The sequence below is a fragment of the bacterium genome (genome assembly GCA_016716565.1).
GTDB lineage: Bacteria > Bacteroidota > Ignavibacteria > Ignavibacteriales > Ignavibacteriaceae > IGN2.
Map to the genome: position 1 here is coordinate 372611 of JADJWC010000003.1, position 18849 is coordinate 391459.

Genomic DNA, 18849 nt, shown 5'->3' on the forward strand with positions numbered 1-18849 from the left:
CAGGTATGATTAATAAGAAGTTCTTCCACTTAATCATACTGACACTCGTACTCACTTCATTTACTTGTGATATTAATGGCGTTGAAAAAAACATAAGCGATACAACAACCATAGTTGAAGGTTCTGCATTGAGTCATTCGGAAGCTCATAATTTGCCCGATGTGTTTATGGTGATTCCTTTTGTAGTACTTCTGCTGATGATTGCAACCGGGCCGCTTTTCTATCATCATTTCTGGGAAAAATACTATCCGCTGATTTCTATCATTCTTGGACTAATAACAGTACTGTACTACTTAATTTTTCTGCAAGATACTCACAGTCTTCTCCACACAGCAGCTGAGTATCTTTCCTTTATAGCATTGCTTAGTTCACTATTCGTTGCATCGGGCGGAATTCTGATTAACGTAGACAAAAAAGCCACACCATGGTTAAATGCTGGTATTTTACTATTCGGTTCTGTTATCGCAAATATTATCGGAACTACCGGTGCATCGATGCTTCTTATCAGACCATTCATAAAAATCAATAAGGACAGGATAAAACCCTATCATATAATATTTTTTATTTTCCTGGTAAGTAATATTGGAGGATGTCTAACGCCCATTGGTGATCCTCCGTTGTTCCTTGGATTTCTTAGAGGTGTCAGGTTCTTTCTGGTGATTACAGAAGTATGGTATATATGGCTTCCAACAATTCTGCTGATCACAGCAATTTTTGTTCTTATTGATTCACGAAATAAATCAACTAGCGAGACTGAAGTTAATTACAGCGGTAAAATAGAATTCAAAGGGATGAAAAATGTATTCTACCTGATGATCATAGTAGCTTCTGTTTTTGTTGATCCTGCGGTAATGAGTTGGGTACCGAAACTTAGTCCTCTGCCTATAGGAATTCGCGAGATAATTATGTTTTCTATGGTTTTCATCGCATACAAAACAGCTGATGAGTACGTGCTTAAATCAAACGAATTTAATTTTGAACCAATCAAAGAAGTTGCATATTTATTTGTGGGAATATTCGCCACTATGATTCCTGCATTACAATTAATTTCATACGAAGCTAATGTTCTTGGCGAAAAATTAACTCCAGGAATATTTTATTGGGCGACTGGTTTACTATCAGCTTTTCTTGATAATGCACCGACATACTTAAACTTTCTTAGTGCTGCGATGGGTAAATTTGGAATGGATGTTAATCTACCTTCTGAAGTCTTAAAGTTTGAAAGACTGCATCCGATTTATATTTCTGCCATTTCAGTTGCAGCGGTATTTTTTGGTGCAATGACTTACATTGGCAATGGACCAAACTTTATGGTAAAATCGATTAGTGAAAGATCGGGAATCAAAATGCCAAGCTTCTTCGGTTATCTAATAAAATATTCATTCCCGATTTTAATTCCGATATTTACAATAGTTTGGTTAGTTTTTTATTTTGGCGAGGTATAATTTGAAATCACTTGATGAAATATTGAAAAATGAAATAAATGGTTTGTATTATGGTAACAGAATTCTCGTGCCTTTTCATTTCACCATTCTTAAGATTGTGATTGAAAATGATAATATTTATGATTTTAGTATCAGGGAAAAGGGTGCTTTCATTAACCAGACCACAGATTATACAGAGATTTATTTTGTTGATTATCCTGATCTTGAAACAAGTATATCAAAATATGAAAATATAAAAATGGTAGTTGTTGAGAAAGGAAAAGATATTTTTGATTTTAAAACTCACAGGAAAATTGCCATTAAACCAGAAGGCAATCACATTCTCTCAATTAAAGAACTTGATGAAAACACAATCTTCATAGAGTAAAAATTATGATAAGCTTACAAGATTTTTTTAACATAATGCCGCTCGTAATCATCGGGAGCGGAATTGTTCTTTCGATAGTTTTCGAACTTTATTTGAAATCCGGGAAGAAAATCCTGCCATGGTTTTCAATACTTCTGTTTATTACTGCTGCATTTTATTCATTATTAACAGTGCAGAATCAGTCTATAATTTTTCAGGGAATGTTATCTACCGGCGGTATCACAAACGTATTCTATTTTATTTTTAACATCGGAGCAGCTCTGGTGTGTTTTCTGTCAGTTGATTACACAAAAAAATATGGAATCAATTACAGTGAGTATTATATCCTGATTCAAAGTTCGGTTTTAGGTATGATGTTTATGGCAGGCGCCAAGAGTTTATTTATGATTTTCCTTGGCCTCGAGATCATGTCAGTATGTTTTTATGTGCTTGCAGGTGTAAACAGGAAAAAAGAAAAAGCAATTGAGGCTTCACTCAAATATTTTTTACTTGGTGCTTTTGCTACCGGATTTTTAGTTTACGGAATAGCTCTGATATACGGTTCAGCACATACAACATCCATTGAATCTATAACAGCAGGCTTTCCGGAGTATTCATCTGATATTCTATTTCTATTAGGCATCCTTCTTTTTCTAATCGGATTTTCATTTAAGATCGCTGCATTTCCTTTTCATATGTGGGTGCCTGATGTTTATGAAGGTGCGCCGACAACCGTTACCGGGTTATTTTCAACCATCGGAAAAGCGGCTGCATTCGCCGCAATCATTGCAACTCTCACAGCATTATTTTCAGGACAAAACTCAAGTCTGTTTCTACCATATTTAGCTGTGTTATCCGTTTTCTCAATGTTGTTTGGAAGCATCGTTGCTATAGCACAAACCAATATTAAAAGAATGCTTGCTTATTCTTCAATTTCACATGCGGGTTATATTTTGATTGGTTTAGCTGCAGGAACTCCATCGGGAGTTGCGGGGGTAGTTTTCTATCTCGCAGTTTATACTTTTATGAATTTAGCTGCGTTTGGAATTATTTCTCTCATCGAAGGTGAAGGCGATACAAATCTCAATATTAATTCTTATTCCGGTTTAGGTACGAAGAATCCGGTACTTGCTGCATTGCTCGCGATAATTATGTTTTCACTTGCTGGACTTCCACCATTGGCCGGATTTTTTGCAAAGTATTATGTATTCGTTGCAGCAATCAAATCAGATTTAACCTGGCTGGCGATTCTCGGAATTATTTCAAGTGTAATCAGTGTTTACTTTTATTTGAGAATTGTTGTCCTTATGTATTTCAGAGAAGCTGAAGGTGAAATCGCACACTCTAAAAGTAAGACTGGATTATTTGGAGTGGCAGTGTCAGTATTGCTTGTTATTTTATTCGGTATTATGCCCGGTTCATTACTGGATCTGATCACAGCATATCTTTAAGTTGAATTGTTCGATCAGATAATCTCTTTAATAGAATTTTAATTTGTTATGATTCCTCTTTATTCCACAAAACAAATCCGGCAAATCGATGATATTGCCATCAAACAATTGGGTATTCCCGGAATTGTTTTAATGGAAAATGCTTCCCGTGAAATTTTCCAGAATATTATTGATAGAACCTCACATCTGAATTTTTCTGAGATCGGATTCTTATGTGGAAAAGGAAATAACGGAGGTGATGGATTTGCTGCAGCGAGACATTTTTCCAATGCTGGTTTTGAGGTTGTTGTCATCTATCTTGGTAATGAAAATGAAATGTCGGAGGATTGCAGATTTAATTTTAATGTTTTGAAAAAATTATCACAATCAAATAAACGAATTGTTTTAAAGAAATATACTTCAAGTTCAACTCTTAAATCACTCAAAGATTGCAGCGTAGTTTGCGATGCATTATTAGGCAGTGGAATAACAGGATCTCTTCGAGAACCATATTCGTCAATCATAAATTATGTTAATAAACTCAAAACCATTCGTGTTGCAATTGATATTCCAACCGGTTTAAATGCTGATACTGGTTTTACAGAGAATTCATTTAATGCAGACTTAACAATAACTCTTGGTCAATTGAAGAAAGGTTTGTTCTTTAATGATGGATATGTTTATTCCGGCGAAGTTGAAAAGGGCGGAATTGGAATTCCCGATTCATTGTATAATAAATCCATTCCCACAGAATTTTTAATCGAACCGGAAGACGCCATGGCTGGTTTACCTGTAAAAGCTAAAAACCTGCACAAATATTCTGCGGGAAAAGTTTTGACCATTGCCGGTTCAGGTTCATTGCCGGGTGCTGCTGTTTTAACTTCAACATCTGCATTGAAAATAGGCGCCGGCGCATCAATACTTTGTTTTCCAAAATCTGTCAGGGAACTTGTTCACAGAAAACTTGGTGAAGTTGTTGTGAAGACATATGATGATTTAGAGAAAGAATATTTAAGTGAAAGTAACATTGAAGAACTTGATGGAAAAATTCGTTGGGCAGATATTATTGCAATAGGTCCGGGTCTTGGCAGGGAAAAAGAAACTCAGAATGCTGTCCTCCACGTTTTGAAAAAATATAGATACAAAAAATTTATAATCGATGCTGATGCAGTTTTTGCACTTGGAAATGGTCGGTACAAAAAAAACAATCTTAAAGGTTGTGTAATCACACCTCACCACGCTGAGTTTGCAGCACTGATTGGTATTTCAATTTCTGAACTGAAAAAAGATATTCTGAAGTATGGCAAATCTTTTACACTTCGTACTGGTGCATATCTTGTATTAAAAGGCGCACCAACAATAATTTTTAATCCAGCTGGTGAAGCGTTAATCAATACCACCGGAAATCCTGCGCTTGCAAAATTTGGAACAGGTGATGTTTTAACAGGATTTATAGCAGGATTATTGGCTCAGCAAAAAGATGCTGAGAAAGCAGTCATCACTGCTGTTTATATTCATAGTCTTGCAGCCGATATACTAGCACATAATAGAACAAAGCTGGATATTCTAGCTACAGATATTCAGAATTATGTACCGCAAACAATAAAATTCCTGGAAAATTCTATTGTTTGAATATCTAAATAAGAAAAAAGCATTATTGGTATACACACCGTTAATTGTTTACTGGCTAATTCTTTTTACAGCAACCAGCCTTCCCGTTGAAAAGCTACCAAGCATGGGATTATCAGACAAAGTAAATCACTTAATGGCATATTTTGTTCTTGCTGTGCTGGTTAACCTGACTTTACTATTCCAGCGAAAGTCCGAATTTCTTTTTAAGTATGCGGCAATAGCAACATTGTTAATAAGTTCATTTTACGGAATTGCAGATGAACTTCATCAGATGCTGATCCCCGGCAGATCTGCAGAAGTGCTTGATTGGGTAGCGGATGCTCTTGGTGCTATACTTGGCATTTTATTAGTTTATTTTCTAAAAAACAGATTTAATTATCAACCGGATTATTCTAGGGATAAAAGTTTATCAAACATGGAACTTTCTTGAAAAATATTTGTAAAAGGGGTAGAAACTAAGTTGACAAACCAAATATCATTTAGTAATTTTTCATCAGTTAAATGCTTTTTATAGGAGAGCTGAAATGAAACTAAAAAACCCGATTGCTGATTTAAGACTTAAATATAAGCGTGCTTTTGAAATAAGTCTTATCATAGCTCTTGTAATAATGATTGCTGCTTTTAAATTCTTTCCAGAATTAAAAGGCGGCGAAGTTAAACTTGAAGGTCCTCAGGAACTGTTTACTGTGGAAGATATTCAACAGACCAAACAGGAAAACAGACCTCCGCCACCACCTAAACCTCCAATTCCAATTGAAGCACCAAGTGATGATGTTCTTGAAGATATCGAAATAGGAGATACTGAAATAGATCTCGAAGCAGAAATGGAAGCTCCACCTCCTCCTCCAAAAGAAGAGAAAAAAGTTGAAGAAGAACCAACTTACTTCGTTGCTGTTGAAGAAATGCCAGAACCAATCGGCGGAATAAAAGCAATCCAGGAAAAAATTGTTTATCCTGAAATTGCTAAAAGAGCCGGTGTTGAAGGAAAAGTTTATGTTCTTGCATTTGTTGATGAATCAGGAACAGTTACAAAGGCTCAGGTATTAAAAGGAATAGGCGCTGGATGTGATGAAGCAGCTTTGGATGCTGTGCAAAAAACAAAATTCAAACCAGGTAAGCAAAGAGGTAAACCTGTAAAAGTGCAGGTTTCAATCCCGATCATATTTAAGCTTCAATAAAATTTAAGGCGTCTAATGGACGCCTTTTTTATATCCCATAATCAATCATTAAAAGTATTTGCTGCAATGGAACAATTAAATACCAGTAAATCTGTTTGAAATATATTGTCCTCTCATTAGCTTTCAGCGTGTGTTTACTTTCATTTATATCATTTTTAACTCTTAACTTTGTGAAAAAATTTTCCGGATCAACTCACTGATAAGTTCACTCTGAAAAAAAACTATGGCCAAAGGTTCTGAAAAAAACTTTAATGTGACTACAACTGTTTTACTTGCACTTCAACTTTGTGGCTTGTATCTGATTAAGTATAATAACCAGGATTTTCCAATCACTTATTTCTCTCTGTTCAAAACAGGTAATCTGATTAATTTCTTAATGTATCTGGGAATTATATCCGGATTATTTATTTCGAGTAAGCAAGGAATTTCGATTGTATCGAGAAAGCAAATCACTTTATTTTTAATTGTTAGCTATTTGTTATTATTAATGGCTTTTATCTCGACGAAAGTTAAAATTATTTCCTCATCTGTATATTTTTACGATCAACCGGGCGATAAAGTACTAACAGGTTTTCTATTTCTCTTATTTTTCTTTTCATTGCTTTATTATCTGGTATTTATCTGGAGCAGGGTTTTCAGTAAAAAAAAATCTTCATTTATTTCAGTACTAACCAGATCCATTTTAATTCTGCTGCTCTTCCTGGTGTTTATCCTAGTCTATATTGATAATATGAGTTATACATCTGGTAGGTGGGCATTGAAAAAAAGTAATGAAAATATTGCTATCGTTTTAGGCGCTGCAGTCTGGAGCGGAAATATTCCAAGTCCTACTTTATCATCAAGAGTTGATAAAGCTTTGTATCTTTTGAATGCAGGATTTGCAGGAAAAATCGTTTTAACAGGCGGTAAAGCTCCTGGTGAAATGAGTGAATCCGAAGTAGCATTCGAGTACGCACGCGCAAAAGGAATCGACACATCAAAAGTAGTAATTGAAAATGTTACTTCTTCAACCAGCGACCAGATTAAATGGATTTTAAATGAGCTGAATGCTGGTAACTCTTCAAATGTGATTATCGTTTCTGATGCTTACCATCTACCACGAGCAATTGAAATTAGCAAGTTCTTCAATCTTGATATTAAAGTTGCAGAATCTATTCATAAGCAGGAATTTAAAGATAAGATTTTTACAAAGGTCAGGGAATGCATCGCAGTTTTTAACTTTTGGAATTTTGCATTGTAATAAACTGTACTGATCTTTGTAACAGAATTAAAGTTGAATATTAAAATTTTATTGTTCTTAAAATGACCAACAAATCGAAACGAAGAATTGTCAGAGAAAAGGTTCTGCAGATTTTGTATGCATATGAGATGAATAAAGATTCTCTCCAACCACTCTCAACAGAAATACTCATTGATATTTCAGAGACCGCGGATAAAAAGTTTGCACAGAGCCTGGTCAGGAAAGTGATTGATAATGTTGCAGATCTTGATGAGAGGATAATACAGCGAGTCACAAACTGGGAAATGAACCGAATCGCATTGATTGATAAAATTCTTCTGCGAATGGGAATTTGTGAGCTGTTATTTTTCCCTGATATTCCACCAAAAGTTTCTATTAACGAATCAATTGAGATTGCAAAAGATTTCAGTACATCAGGTAGTGCAAAATTTATAAACGGAATTCTCGATGCTGTTCTTGCCGAAGAAAAGAAATCAGGCAAACTTAACAAGACTGGCAGGGGACTTGTCGAAGAATCAATCTCACCTTCAAGGCAGTAACGGATGAAAGAAAAGGGAAGAGTATTTGTCTGGACTCTCTTCGATTTTGCCAACACATCTTTTTCAATAATTGTTGTTACGTTTCTTTATGCTGTCTACTTCAAGAAAACAGTCGCAGGTAATGAAGCGATTGGGGATTTGTACTGGAGTATAAGTACAAGCATTGCAATGGTGATCACCGCGATAATATCTCCGGTGCTTGGTGCAATCGCTGATTATAGTGCAGGTAAAAAAAGATTTCTACTTTTCTTTACCTCACTCTGTATTGTTGGAACAGCCTCACTTTATTTTATCGGACCGGGACAAATTTTCTGGGGAATATTTTTATTTGTACTTGCTAATGTAGGTTTCGAAGCAGGACTTGTTTTCTACGATGCATTCCTTCCGGAAATAACCACACCGAAAAATTATGGAAGAGTGAGCGGTTACGGTTTTGGGATGGGATATCTTGGTTCACTGGCAACACTGGCAATTGTTTTCCCTTTCATTGAAGCATCAATGATCAAAGAAACATTTCCTATTGCAGCAGCTTTCTTTTTGATTTTTTCTCTACCGCTGTTTTTCTTTTTGAAGGAGACAAGAAATAAAGCTGACAAAAATCAATCGTTCATTTCAATTGGATTTGGAAGAGTCTGGTCGACATTAACACACTTAAAATATTACAAGAACCTGGCAATCTTCCTTCTCGCATACTTCTTCTACATTGAAGGAGTGAATACTGTTATTTTCTTTTCAGGAAATTATGCAAGCACTACACTTGGATTTTCCGAAATGGAATTGCTAATCTTTTTTATTGTTGTTCAAACGACTGCGATTGTTGGTTCAGTACTGCTTGGAATAGTTGCAGATAAGATCGGGCAGAAAAAAACTATTGTTATAACATTATTTATATGGCTGCTTACAGTTGCTCTTGCCTACTTCATTTATGATAAAACAGGATTTTATGTTGTTGGATTACTTGCTGGCGCAGCTATGGGTTCATCTCAATCAACGAGCAGAAGTCTGATGAGCAAATTAACTCCGCCCGAAAAGAAAACTGAGTTCTTCGGATTTTATTCTTTCTTCGGAAAAAGCTCTGCAGTTGTTGGACCATTGGTATTTGGATTGGTCAGCTTTATATCAGGTGATCAAAGGATTGCAATTATATCGATAGCGTTTTTCTTTATAATCGGATTGCTGATTTTAACGAAAGTAAAAGATCCAAAGATCATCACGTAGGTAAAATTTTATAAACCGCTTTACCCGCAGACTTCTCAACATTCCACTCAAAATTAATTTTCTTTTCCTCGGTTCGTACTTTGCAAACATCGTAGCCGCAGAATTTGCATAACTCTGGGACGCAGTAGTCAAAATGAATTTTTATTTGTGAGTTAGGAAAATCTTTCTCTAACTCTTCATCAATTATCTTTTCTTCTTTGTGAGATTGCTCGATTGTGAAGTAATAGGGAAGTATCAAATGGAAATCGATGAAAGTTCTGTCACCCGATTGCCAGTAGCGCAGCTCGTGAATATCAATCCAGTAATCTTTTTTCATGGAGATAAGTTTATCTGAGATTTTTTTTAGCATCTCAGGATTAGTTTCAAGCATCAATCCGCCAACAGATTCTCTTATAAGTTTGTAGCCCGTAAAAACAATATTCAACGCAACTATTATTGCAAGAATCGGATCTAACAAAACATAACCTGTGATCATAACTAGAATTACTCCAACCAGTACACCGATGCTGGTGTAAGCATCAGTCAATACGTGCTTGCCATCAGCAACAAGAGTTATCGAGTTTGTTTTCTTTCCGGTTCTGATCAGATAAAAACCTAGTCCAAGATTAACAACTCCGGCAGCACTTATAAATATTACGCCGACACTTAATGATTCCAGAGTTGGTCCAGCGATAATATCCCCAATTGCTGTAAATATTATCACTCCTGCAGCAAGTAAAATCAGAAAGCCTTCAACTCCTGCTGAGAAATATTCTACATTACCGTGCCCGTAGAGGTGAGTTTTATCTGCAGGTTTGGAACTTAAAATTATGCTGAACAATGCCATTCCTGTTGCAGCAACATGAACAACAGATTCAGCCGCATCTGAAAAAATTGCTACCGAACCCGTAATAAAATACGCAGTCATCTTAGTGATGAACATTCCGATACCAACCGCAAGTGAAATGTATGCAGCTTTTTTACGAAGATTTATTTGTTCTGTTTTGTTCATTAGATAAAATCTAATTTGGTGAGTTTATTACCTGCATCCTTCAGCACATTATCTGACTTGGCAAAACAAACTCTATTTTGAGATCTGCTCACTCTGTCCTCATAAAATGGTGATAAAGGAATAACTGCTACTCCAATTTCTTTTGTAAGATATTCTGAAAATTCCTTATCAGGCTTGTTTGAAATTGTTGAGTAATCAAGAATCTGGAAATATGTCCCGTAACAATTTTTGATTCTGAACTTAGAACTTTTAATTGCATCAATACAGACATTCCGTTTATGCTCATAAAATTTACCGAGTGAAAGATATCTCTCTTCCTGTTTCATAAATTCTGCATATGCATATTGTATTGGTGTGTTTACAGAAAATACTACGAACTGATGCATCTTCCTGAACTCATTTGTCAGAAACTCAGGTGCAGCACAATAACCCATTTTCCAGCCCGTTGTGTGATAAGTTTTTCCGAATGAAGAAATAACGAATGTTCGTTTTGCTAATTCATCAGAACTTGCTAGACTGATGTGCCTTTTATTATCATATGTGATATGCTCATAAACTTCATCACTTATGATCAGAATTTCGGTCCCACTCGTAATCTTCTCGAGTTCCTTAATATCATCTTCATTCAAAAGACTTCCGGTTGGATTATGAGGTGAGTTGATAATAATTGCTTTTGTCCGTTGAGTGATTTTTTTACGGACTAATTCCCAATTGTATGAGTAATCCTCAGGGTTGAGCGGAACGTAAACAGGAATACCACCGTTCGAAAGTATATCCGGGACATAACTATCATAAGCAGGTTCGAATACAATTACTTCGTCACCAGCTTTAATGATTGAAGTTATTGCTGTAAATAGAGCCTGAGTTGCACCTGCCGTAATTGTTATTTCTTTTTCAAAATCATAATGTCTGAGGTAAAGATTTTTAATTTTTTCTGAAATAATTTTTCGGAGTGATTGAACTCCCTGCATCGGTGCGTACTGATTAAATCCTTTTTTCTGGAAATGATGAACGAGTTCAATTAACTCATCATCACAGTTCCAATCGGGGAAGCCTTGTGCGAGATTAACAGCATTATGTTCGACTGCCATTCGTGACATCACAGTAAAAATACTTGTTCCCCATTCAGGGAGTTTTTGAACAATTTTCATCAATTTAATTTGAGATAATAAATTGTTGATCTGCAGGTCTCATTTCGTCATAAATTCTTTTCAATTCATCATAAGCGAACCGGCTGCCACGCTGTGCTGCCATCTTAAAATAATTTACAGCTTCAGATTTTGACTGTGCTATTCCAAGTCCTTGATTATAGCACATTCCAGTCGTAACCATTGCGAACAGGGAACCTTCTTCGGCAGCTTTTTTAATTTTATTGAAATCTTCTGTCCTGTTATAACTGCTGAATTCATCCAGAAGTCTCGATGCAGCCAATCTTATCTCTGCTTCTCTGCTTCCGAGTCTGGCTGCATTTTGCCAGAGTGACAATCCAGTATCAGTATCATATCTTCCAAATCTGTTTGAATAATAGTTTAATCCCGATTCAACCATTGCTGGCAAGTATATCGCATCAACTGATTTATCAAGTAAATTCAAGGCATCAGCAATCGTGATTCTTCTGTCGAACCCTATTGCAGTTAATCCATACCATAAAAATTTTGCAATAACATTACCGTTTTCACTTTCCCGCTGAACTGTCTGTTGAAAATTTTCTTTTTGGGATAACTGCCAGAGCAAATAAGTACCGGTTGGTGAATCATTCCGCAGTGCTCTATAATAATGAACTGCTGCATCGACAAGATTTTTATCAAAATATAATCCTTGCTCGTACATTCTCCCGAGAATAGTTTGAGCTTCGGGACTACCAGATTCGGCTAGCTTCTGTAATTTCTCAATATTGCCCGGTGTGCTTAATTCTTCCAGAGATTTTGAATTATCGGCTAACATTGATTTGGAAAGACTATCGTTGCCAATTATTTCCAGCTGCTCAATCAAAAGACTATCGGTAATTGTCATAGCAGAATCAGTTATTGTCTCGAAGTCTATAAAAACCAAACCAAGATTGGAGGTTAGATTTTCTGATGGATCAGGAATAGGATTTTTGTCTTCAAGCTTACCGGATGAACTGATTAAAGAATCAACCACCTTCTTTGAAACTTTCGGTTCAAGTTTGGCTACTATCTCCTGAGCGGGTTCATAATCTTCATCTGCAGCTTTTTTAATCCAGTAATATGCGAGGTTGTAATCCCGCTGAACAGTAAGATTATCTGTATATAAAACTCCAACAACATATTGTGACTGAACCATACCATCGTTAGCAGCGCTCTCGAAAAGTTTGAAGGCCGCATAAGGATCCCAAGTAACACCGATACCATTTATCAGCATGATAGCATAATTATATTTTGCAGAAGTGAGATTTTGGTCCGCAGCCTTTTTAATCCAGTAAACTGCCTGGGCAGTATCAGCAGGAACTCCTTCACCGAGCAGAAATCTTAATCCCAGTTCGTGCTGTGCGAGTGGATCACCAGCGTTGGCTTCCTGAGTCAGTCGGAACTTTTGCCAGATTTGATATGCCAGATCGGGTCTATAAAAATAAGGTGAATGCTGTTGAGGTCTTTTATTCTTGAAGGCAAGACTTTGTGTAGTATCCTGAGCAGAAGAAAGTAAACTGAACGCAAAAACAAATATAAAAATCAACCAATATTTTCTTTTCAAAAATTGCCTTGTAAAATCTTAAGATTATTAAATCAAATATAGTTTAAATATTTAAGGCGGTTCAAGTAAAATAGTGGGTTGGTGCAGGAGGTATTTGCTATTTGACTTTTTTAACGGCTCTGTCTTTTTGAAAGTAAGCTTTCATAGGTTTCAGATAGTGATCCTTCCAGCCCTTTTCGTATTTTTTTTCGTCTCCCACAGGAAGTTGAGTATGTATTATAGTCAACTTCGTGCTGTTATTATGCTTTTCGAACAGTATTTCGACCTTTGAATCAGTAGCACCGTCGGGAAAGTCTGATGTTCTCCAATTTTGTACAATCCTTCCGTATGGCTGGAGTATAAGGTTTGTGCCTGTTATGTAGCCATTTGCAATGGAGAAATGAGATCCATTTCTTGGTTCTATATGGGACTTTGTTCCCGTAAAGGCGGAATGGATTTTACTGTTAAGCCACGAATCATATAGTCTCTTGGCACTAACGGGGAATATAGCTGATAATTTAATACCGGGTTCCAATTAATAAATCTTTTTTTTATAAGAATAATAAAATTTATATCTAATGGCAAATCTAAATGCAATTAATATTAAATTTTTTTTCTTGGATAAACTGGAGGATTATTCTTCACTTAATTTTATAGGACATTAAATTGGTAATAAATCGACCTTAGTCTATATTTGAAAGCAAAAAAAAAATAAATGTCCCGCGGAAAAAAAGTAAAATTCATATTCATAACAGGTGGTGTTGTATCTTCATTAGGTAAAGGAATAACTGCCTCCTCACTTGGACTTCTCCTCAAACAAAGAGGATTTAGCGTTACTATCCAGAAATTTGATCCGTATATAAATGTTGATCCCGGAACGATGAGTCCGTTCCAGCATGGTGAAGTTTATGTAACAGACGACGGCGCTGAGACAGATCTTGACCTTGGTCACTATGAAAGATTTTTAGATGTCAGTATGACTCGCGCTAATAATACAACTACAGGTCAGATTTATCACGAAGTTATCACTAAAGAAAGAAGAGGGGATTATCTTGGTGCTACTGTTCAGGTTATACCTCATATAACAGACGAAATTAAAAGAAAGCTTGTTCGACTTAGTGAACTTGGTGAGTATGAAGTGATAATTACTGAAATTGGCGGAACAGTAGGTGATATTGAAAGTCTGCCATTCATCGAAGCGATGAGACAGCACATGCTTGAGTTCGGAAGAGCTAACTCGATGGTTATCCACGTAACGCTTGTACCTTATATTGCTTCTGCTGGAGAAGTGAAGACAAAACCGACTCAGCACAGCGTTAAAAATTTATTGGAGCTTGGTATTCAGCCGGATGTTCTTATCTGCAGATCAGAAAAAAAATTAGCCCGCGATATCAGGGAAAAGATTGCTTTGTTCTGTAACGTTGATTCGAAAGCTGTTATTTCGGCTTATGATGTCCACTCGATTTATGAAGTGCCCCTCGTTCTTCACAAAGAAAAATTAGATACATTGGTTGCAAACCGTCTCCATCTTCCTGAAAGAAAAATTAAGCTCGATGAATGGGAAAATTTTGTTGATGGAATCAGAAACCCCACCCGCGAAGTTGAAATAGCAGTTTGCGGGAAATACATTACTCATCTCGACGCTTACAAGAGCATAATGGAAGCTTTTATTCATGCGGGTGCTGCTAACCAGATCAAAGTGAAAATGAAACCAGTAAACGCAGAGGATTGTGAGTCCGGTAGTTTTGAAGAGCTTTTGAAGGGAGTATCAGGTGTGCTTGTTCCCGGAGGATTTGGTGAAAGAGGTATCGAAGGAAAAATTAAAGCGATTGAATTCGCACGAGAAAATAAAATTCCTTTCTTTGGTATTTGTCTCGGGCTTCAATGTGCAGTTGTTGAGTTTGCTAGAAATGTTTGCGGAATGAAAAATGCCAACAGCTCTGAGTTTAAAAAAACTAAGTACAACGTAATTGATTTAATGCCCGGGCAAAAAGATATTAAAGAAATGGGCGCTACGATGAGACTTGGTGCTTATCCTTGTGTGATTCAGGATAAAACAAAAGCATACGACGCTTATAAAACGAATTACATTTCAGAAAGACATCGTCATCGGTATGAAGTTAACAATAAGTTTCGTAAGAAATTAACTGAAAATGGACTTGTAATCAGCGGAGTTTCCCCGGATAAAGAATTAGTTGAAATGATTGAATTGAAAGATCATCCATGGTTTGTTGCTTGTCAATTCCATCCGGAATTAAAATCAAGAGCCACTAATGCTCATCCGTTATTCCGGGAATTTGTTCGTGCAGCAATGGAATATTCAATCGCTAATAACGGTAGCTGAAATATCTGATTATTGACAAGTAAATTATTATTAAATCCCCGGTTAAAATGTTGGCCCGTAGCTTCATCAAGGTAATCCTGATCTTATTCTTATCATTCTCTGACTGCACTTTTGTATCTGCACAGGCGGATATCAAATCAAAAATATCATCCGGGCTTGAAGCATTATACAATTTCAATTTCAAGTCCTCTGATAAAACTTTCAACAGCATAATTGATAAGTATCCGGATCATCCTGCCGGTTATCATTACAAATCAATAAGCTATTTATGGTTTTATCTCGATAGTAGAGAAGAAAGCAACTTAGATAGATTCATCGAACTTACTGATTCTGCAATTGAAAAAGCTGAATTAAAATTGGAGAGTGATTCATCAGATCTTCTCAGCTTATACATCATCGGCTCTGTTTTCGGGAATAGAACATTTGCATATACAAGAGAAGAAAATTATTTTGATGCAGTTCTGGCTGCAAGGAAGTTTCATCTCTATTTTGATGAACTTTTAAAGCGTGACAGCCTGTACTACGATGCATATATGGGAAAGGGACTTTTTAACTTTGCTATTTCACAGGCGCCACAGACTTGGTCGTGGGCAATAAATTTAGCTGGTATGACCGGTGACAAAAAGAAAGGCTTGAACTATCTTGAAACTGCGATAAAAAAAGGAAAATATTCAAAAGTAGAAGCTAAATTTTATCTGTCGCAAATCTATTCGGAATTTTTATTAAAATATCCCCAGTCTAAAAGGTTGTTGAATGAATTGATTTTAAGATATCCCAAAAATTTATTATTTCGTTTTGCGCTTGCAAATCTGCAGGTTAAAACTTTAGAATATAATAGCGCTGTTAGAAATTATAAAACGATTCATTCATCAAAGGATACAAATTTTGTTCAATTAAGAAATTATTCAGGAATGGCACTTGGGGATATACTATATTCAAAAGGTGAATATGAAGAATCGAGAAAATATCATATAAATTTTTTAGAGCAATCCATTGATAATCACTTTAAAAGTGTTGCAGCTCTTAAGATAGGGTTGAGTCATTTGATTGAAGGAGATTCGCTTTCAGCAATCCTTTATTTTGATAAAACTAATCAGGGAAATATGGATGTTGATGACGATGCATATGCAAAAATGAAGGGGGAACAGTATCTGAACCAACTTCCATCATCAAGCGAATTAAAATTGATAAGAATTAAGAACATGATCGATGCCGGTAAATTGAATGCTGCAATCGACTCACTTGAAAAATTTATTGAGCTCCCGGTTTCGGATACGCTTCGTGCAGATGCAATTCTAAGTTTCAGTAATGCACTTTATCTTCAGGGAAAATTTAAGCGATCACTCGAGTATGCTGTTGCAGTTTTTAATTTTGATGAATGCGAACTTTGGGTAAAGCCTTTTGCTTGTTACTACGCGGCGAGAGCCAGTAAGGAACTAAAAAACTTTGTTGATGCAGAATTTTTTATTGGCTATGCCGGCAATTTTAAAAATTATTTTTTTGAAAATAAGCTTCAGGATAAATTAAGTTATCTCTCATTCTTACTTGATGAAAATAAGAATTGATAAATGCTTTTATTTGATAAATTAAATCACTTTAAGTAGTTTTGGCCAAATAATTTAACAGGAATGTGTTAGCACTTGCGGTCTTTGTTTCGGGTCGGGGTTCAAATCTAAAAGCTATACTCGATTCACCAGCACTTAAGGACATAATCGAAGTAAAAGCTGTAGTTGGTGATAAACTGTACTGTCCCGCATTCGATATAGCAAAAAATTTTTCAATCCCGGTTTTTAGTGTTGGAAAGAAAGAAGGATTTTTTTCTTTCGATGATCTTGAAACAAATCTGAAAAGTTTAAAAGTTGAGCTGATTGTCCTTGCAGGATTTCTGAAATTGATTCCGGAAACATTTGTCAGAGCTTTTCGAAATAAGATCATCAATATTCATCCGGCTCTTCTTCCTTTATTTGGCGGTGCCGGAATGTACGGAATGAATGTTCACCGAGCAGTTTTTGAATCTTCAGCCCAGGTATCAGGTGCAACCGTTCATTTTGTGGACGAAACTTACGACACCGGAAGAATTATTGCCCAGCGGTGTGTAGATATTTCAGATGTTACATCACCCGAACAAATAGCCGAACGTGTCCTAAGCGTAGAACATCAACTCTTGCCATATGTGCTTGAGAAAATTGCCCTTGGCAAAGTCTTTGTTGAGAATAATAGGGTACGGGTCGGGACGTAATTTTTATTCATTCAAACCTCAAATGATGCATTGAAAAAATTAGCTCTAATCAGCGTTTTTGATAAAACAGGAATCGCAGACTTCGCAGCCGGTTTAGTAGAAAATGGCTTCGAATTAATAGCTACCGGTAATACATTCAAACTTCTTTCCGATAAAGGTATTTCTGTAACTGAAATAAAAGATGTGACCGGATTCCCCGAAATATTTCACGGCAGGGTGAAAACTCTTCACCCAAAAATAAGCGGCGGAATTTTGATGAGAAGAGATAATCCATCTGACAAAAAAGAAGCTGAAGAGAACAATATTTTTCCCATCGAAGTAGTTTGCGTTAATCTTTATCCTTTCAAAGAAGTTTCAAAAAATCCGGATGCTGATCTCGATACTCTCATCGAAAATATTGACATCGGTGGACCAACTATGATTCGGGCCGCTGCAAAAAATAATAAGTATGTTTCAATATTAACTGATCCAAACCAATACCAGCCATTCATCGCAGAATTGAAAACCGGAAATATAAGTGAGGATACAAGAAAGAAGTTAGCCATTGCAGCATTTGCACACACAGCCGATTATGATTCACATATTGTGAACTCTCTGCAATATAAAATGAAAATATCATCAAACTTATTTAGCAGAAGTTATAAACTTGCATCTTCACTTCGATACGGAGAAAATCCACACCAGAAAGCGGAAGTATACGGAGAGTTTTATGATCACTTTGAGTTTCTTCACGGCAAAGAACTTTCCTACAACAACATTCTTGATCTTGTATCCGCAGTCGAGTTAGTCGAATCTCTTGGTAAAAATGCTTGCACAATAATCAAGCATAATAATCCTGCTGGTGCGGCAATTGGTAATGATTCATTTGATGCTTACGTTAAAGCATTAAAGTGCGATCCCGTTTCTTCTTTTGGAGGAATTGTTGCTTTCACTTCTATTGTTGATGAAAAGCTTGCTGAGAAATTAAACGAGATTTTTCTTGAAGTTGTTTGCGCTCCTGAATATACCGATGGAGCGATTTCAATTTTAAAAAAGAAAAAAGACAGAAGACTTCTCAAACAAAAAGAATCTATATTGACTGAGACCACAACTTTCCGTTCGATACCAGGTGGAGCTATTGTTCAGGATGCCGATCTTCTCGAACTCGATGAAACAAAATTAAAGTCCGTAACAGATAAAAAGCCTTCAGCAGAGGAACTGGAAGATTTAAAGTTCGCATGGAAAATTGCCAAGTACACAAAATCAAATGCAATTGTATTTGTGAAAGATAAAGCAACGCTTGGTGTTGGTGCAGGACAGATGTCAAGGATTGATTCAGCAAAAATTGCGAAGATGAAAGCTGAAGAGCACGGACTTGATTTGCATGGCTCAGTAGCTGCATCCGATGCATTTTTTCCGTTTGCTGATGGACTAATCGAAATTGTTAATTGCGGAGCTGTTTCCGTAATTCAGCCGGGAGGTTCGGTACGTGATCAGGAAGTAATTGATGCTGCCAACCAGAGAAATATCTCAATGGTTTTTACAGGAATAAGGCACTTTAAACATTAAGAGGATTT

Annotated in this window: 17 protein-coding genes; 13 read left to right on the forward strand and 4 right to left on the reverse strand. The window is 36.2% G+C overall.

Going from position 1 to position 18849, the window contains the following annotated elements; translation table 11 throughout:
- Positions 1-5 precede the first annotated feature (5 nt).
- The 9 genes from IPM14_13805 (at position 6) to IPM14_13845 (ending at position 9028) form a co-directional block, all read left to right on the forward strand.
- Positions 6-1445 (forward strand): sodium:proton antiporter, encoded by a 1440-nt coding sequence (locus IPM14_13805; GenBank protein MBK9099167.1) that lies wholly within the window; start codon positions 6-8, stop codon positions 1443-1445.
- Position 1446: 1 nt separating this feature from the next.
- The gene (locus IPM14_13810; protein ID MBK9099168.1) at positions 1447-1812 is read left to right on the forward strand and encodes a hypothetical protein; all 366 of its coding nucleotides are present in this window, start codon (positions 1447-1449) and stop codon (positions 1810-1812) included.
- A 2-nt stretch (positions 1813-1814) separates the two neighbouring features.
- Complete coding sequence (locus IPM14_13815; protein MBK9099169.1) at positions 1815-3242, forward strand: NADH-quinone oxidoreductase subunit N; 1428 nt, start codon at positions 1815-1817, stop codon at positions 3240-3242.
- A gap of 48 nt (positions 3243-3290) precedes the next feature.
- Entirely contained in the window at positions 3291-4853 is a 1563-nt protein-coding gene (locus IPM14_13820; GenBank protein ID MBK9099170.1) for an NAD(P)H-hydrate dehydratase, read from the forward strand.
- Complete coding sequence (gene vanZ, locus IPM14_13825; protein MBK9099171.1) at positions 4846-5283, forward strand: VanZ family protein; 438 nt, start codon at positions 4846-4848, stop codon at positions 5281-5283. The genes IPM14_13820 and vanZ overlap by 8 nt, the downstream gene beginning before the upstream one ends.
- A gap of 94 nt (positions 5284-5377) precedes the next feature.
- Entirely contained in the window at positions 5378-6031 is a 654-nt protein-coding gene (locus IPM14_13830; protein MBK9099172.1) for an energy transducer TonB, read from the forward strand.
- 223 nt (positions 6032-6254) lie between these two features.
- The gene (locus IPM14_13835; protein MBK9099173.1) at positions 6255-7271 is read left to right on the forward strand and encodes a YdcF family protein; all 1017 of its coding nucleotides are present in this window, start codon (positions 6255-6257) and stop codon (positions 7269-7271) included.
- 62 nt (positions 7272-7333) lie between these two features.
- Positions 7334-7810: a transcription antitermination factor NusB gene (gene nusB / locus IPM14_13840; protein MBK9099174.1), complete on the forward strand. Its 477-nt coding sequence runs from the start codon at positions 7334-7336 to the stop codon at positions 7808-7810.
- A gap of 3 nt (positions 7811-7813) precedes the next feature.
- The gene (locus IPM14_13845) at positions 7814-9028 is read left to right on the forward strand and encodes an MFS transporter (protein ID MBK9099175.1); all 1215 of its coding nucleotides are present in this window, start codon (positions 7814-7816) and stop codon (positions 9026-9028) included.
- Here IPM14_13845 and IPM14_13850 read toward each other — a convergent pair.
- The 4 genes from IPM14_13850 to IPM14_13865 form a co-directional block, all read right to left on the reverse strand.
- A complete protein-coding gene (locus IPM14_13850; protein ID MBK9099176.1) occupies positions 9021-10019 on the reverse strand; it encodes a cation transporter in 999 nt (332 codons plus the stop codon). The genes IPM14_13845 and IPM14_13850 overlap by 8 nt on opposite strands.
- Positions 10019-11170: an aminotransferase class I/II-fold pyridoxal phosphate-dependent enzyme gene (locus IPM14_13855; protein ID MBK9099177.1), complete on the reverse strand. Its 1152-nt coding sequence runs from the start codon at positions 11168-11170 to the stop codon at positions 10019-10021. The genes IPM14_13850 and IPM14_13855 overlap by 1 nt, the downstream gene beginning before the upstream one ends.
- Positions 11171-11174: 4 nt before the next feature.
- Entirely contained in the window at positions 11175-12731 is a 1557-nt protein-coding gene (locus tag IPM14_13860; protein MBK9099178.1) for a sel1 repeat family protein, read from the reverse strand.
- Between the two features lie 97 nt (positions 12732-12828).
- A complete protein-coding gene (locus tag IPM14_13865) occupies positions 12829-13245 on the reverse strand; it encodes an SRPBCC domain-containing protein (protein MBK9099179.1) in 417 nt (138 codons plus the stop codon).
- Between the two features lie 180 nt (positions 13246-13425).
- Between IPM14_13865 and IPM14_13870 the strand changes: the two genes are divergently transcribed.
- From IPM14_13870 to purH, 4 genes are all read left to right on the forward strand, one after another.
- Complete coding sequence (locus IPM14_13870) at positions 13426-15054, forward strand: CTP synthase (protein ID MBK9099180.1); 1629 nt, start codon at positions 13426-13428, stop codon at positions 15052-15054.
- A gap of 47 nt (positions 15055-15101) precedes the next feature.
- Positions 15102-16619: a DUF3808 domain-containing protein gene (locus IPM14_13875; protein ID MBK9099181.1), complete on the forward strand. Its 1518-nt coding sequence runs from the start codon at positions 15102-15104 to the stop codon at positions 16617-16619.
- A gap of 65 nt (positions 16620-16684) precedes the next feature.
- Positions 16685-17293, forward strand: coding sequence for a phosphoribosylglycinamide formyltransferase (gene purN, locus IPM14_13880; GenBank protein MBK9099182.1), 609 nt, complete (start codon positions 16685-16687; stop codon positions 17291-17293).
- A 30-nt stretch (positions 17294-17323) separates the two neighbouring features.
- Positions 17324-18841, forward strand: a complete 1518-nt coding sequence (purH, locus tag IPM14_13885; protein ID MBK9099183.1) for a bifunctional phosphoribosylaminoimidazolecarboxamide formyltransferase/IMP cyclohydrolase — start codon at positions 17324-17326, stop codon at positions 18839-18841.
- Positions 18842-18849 lie beyond the last annotated feature (8 nt).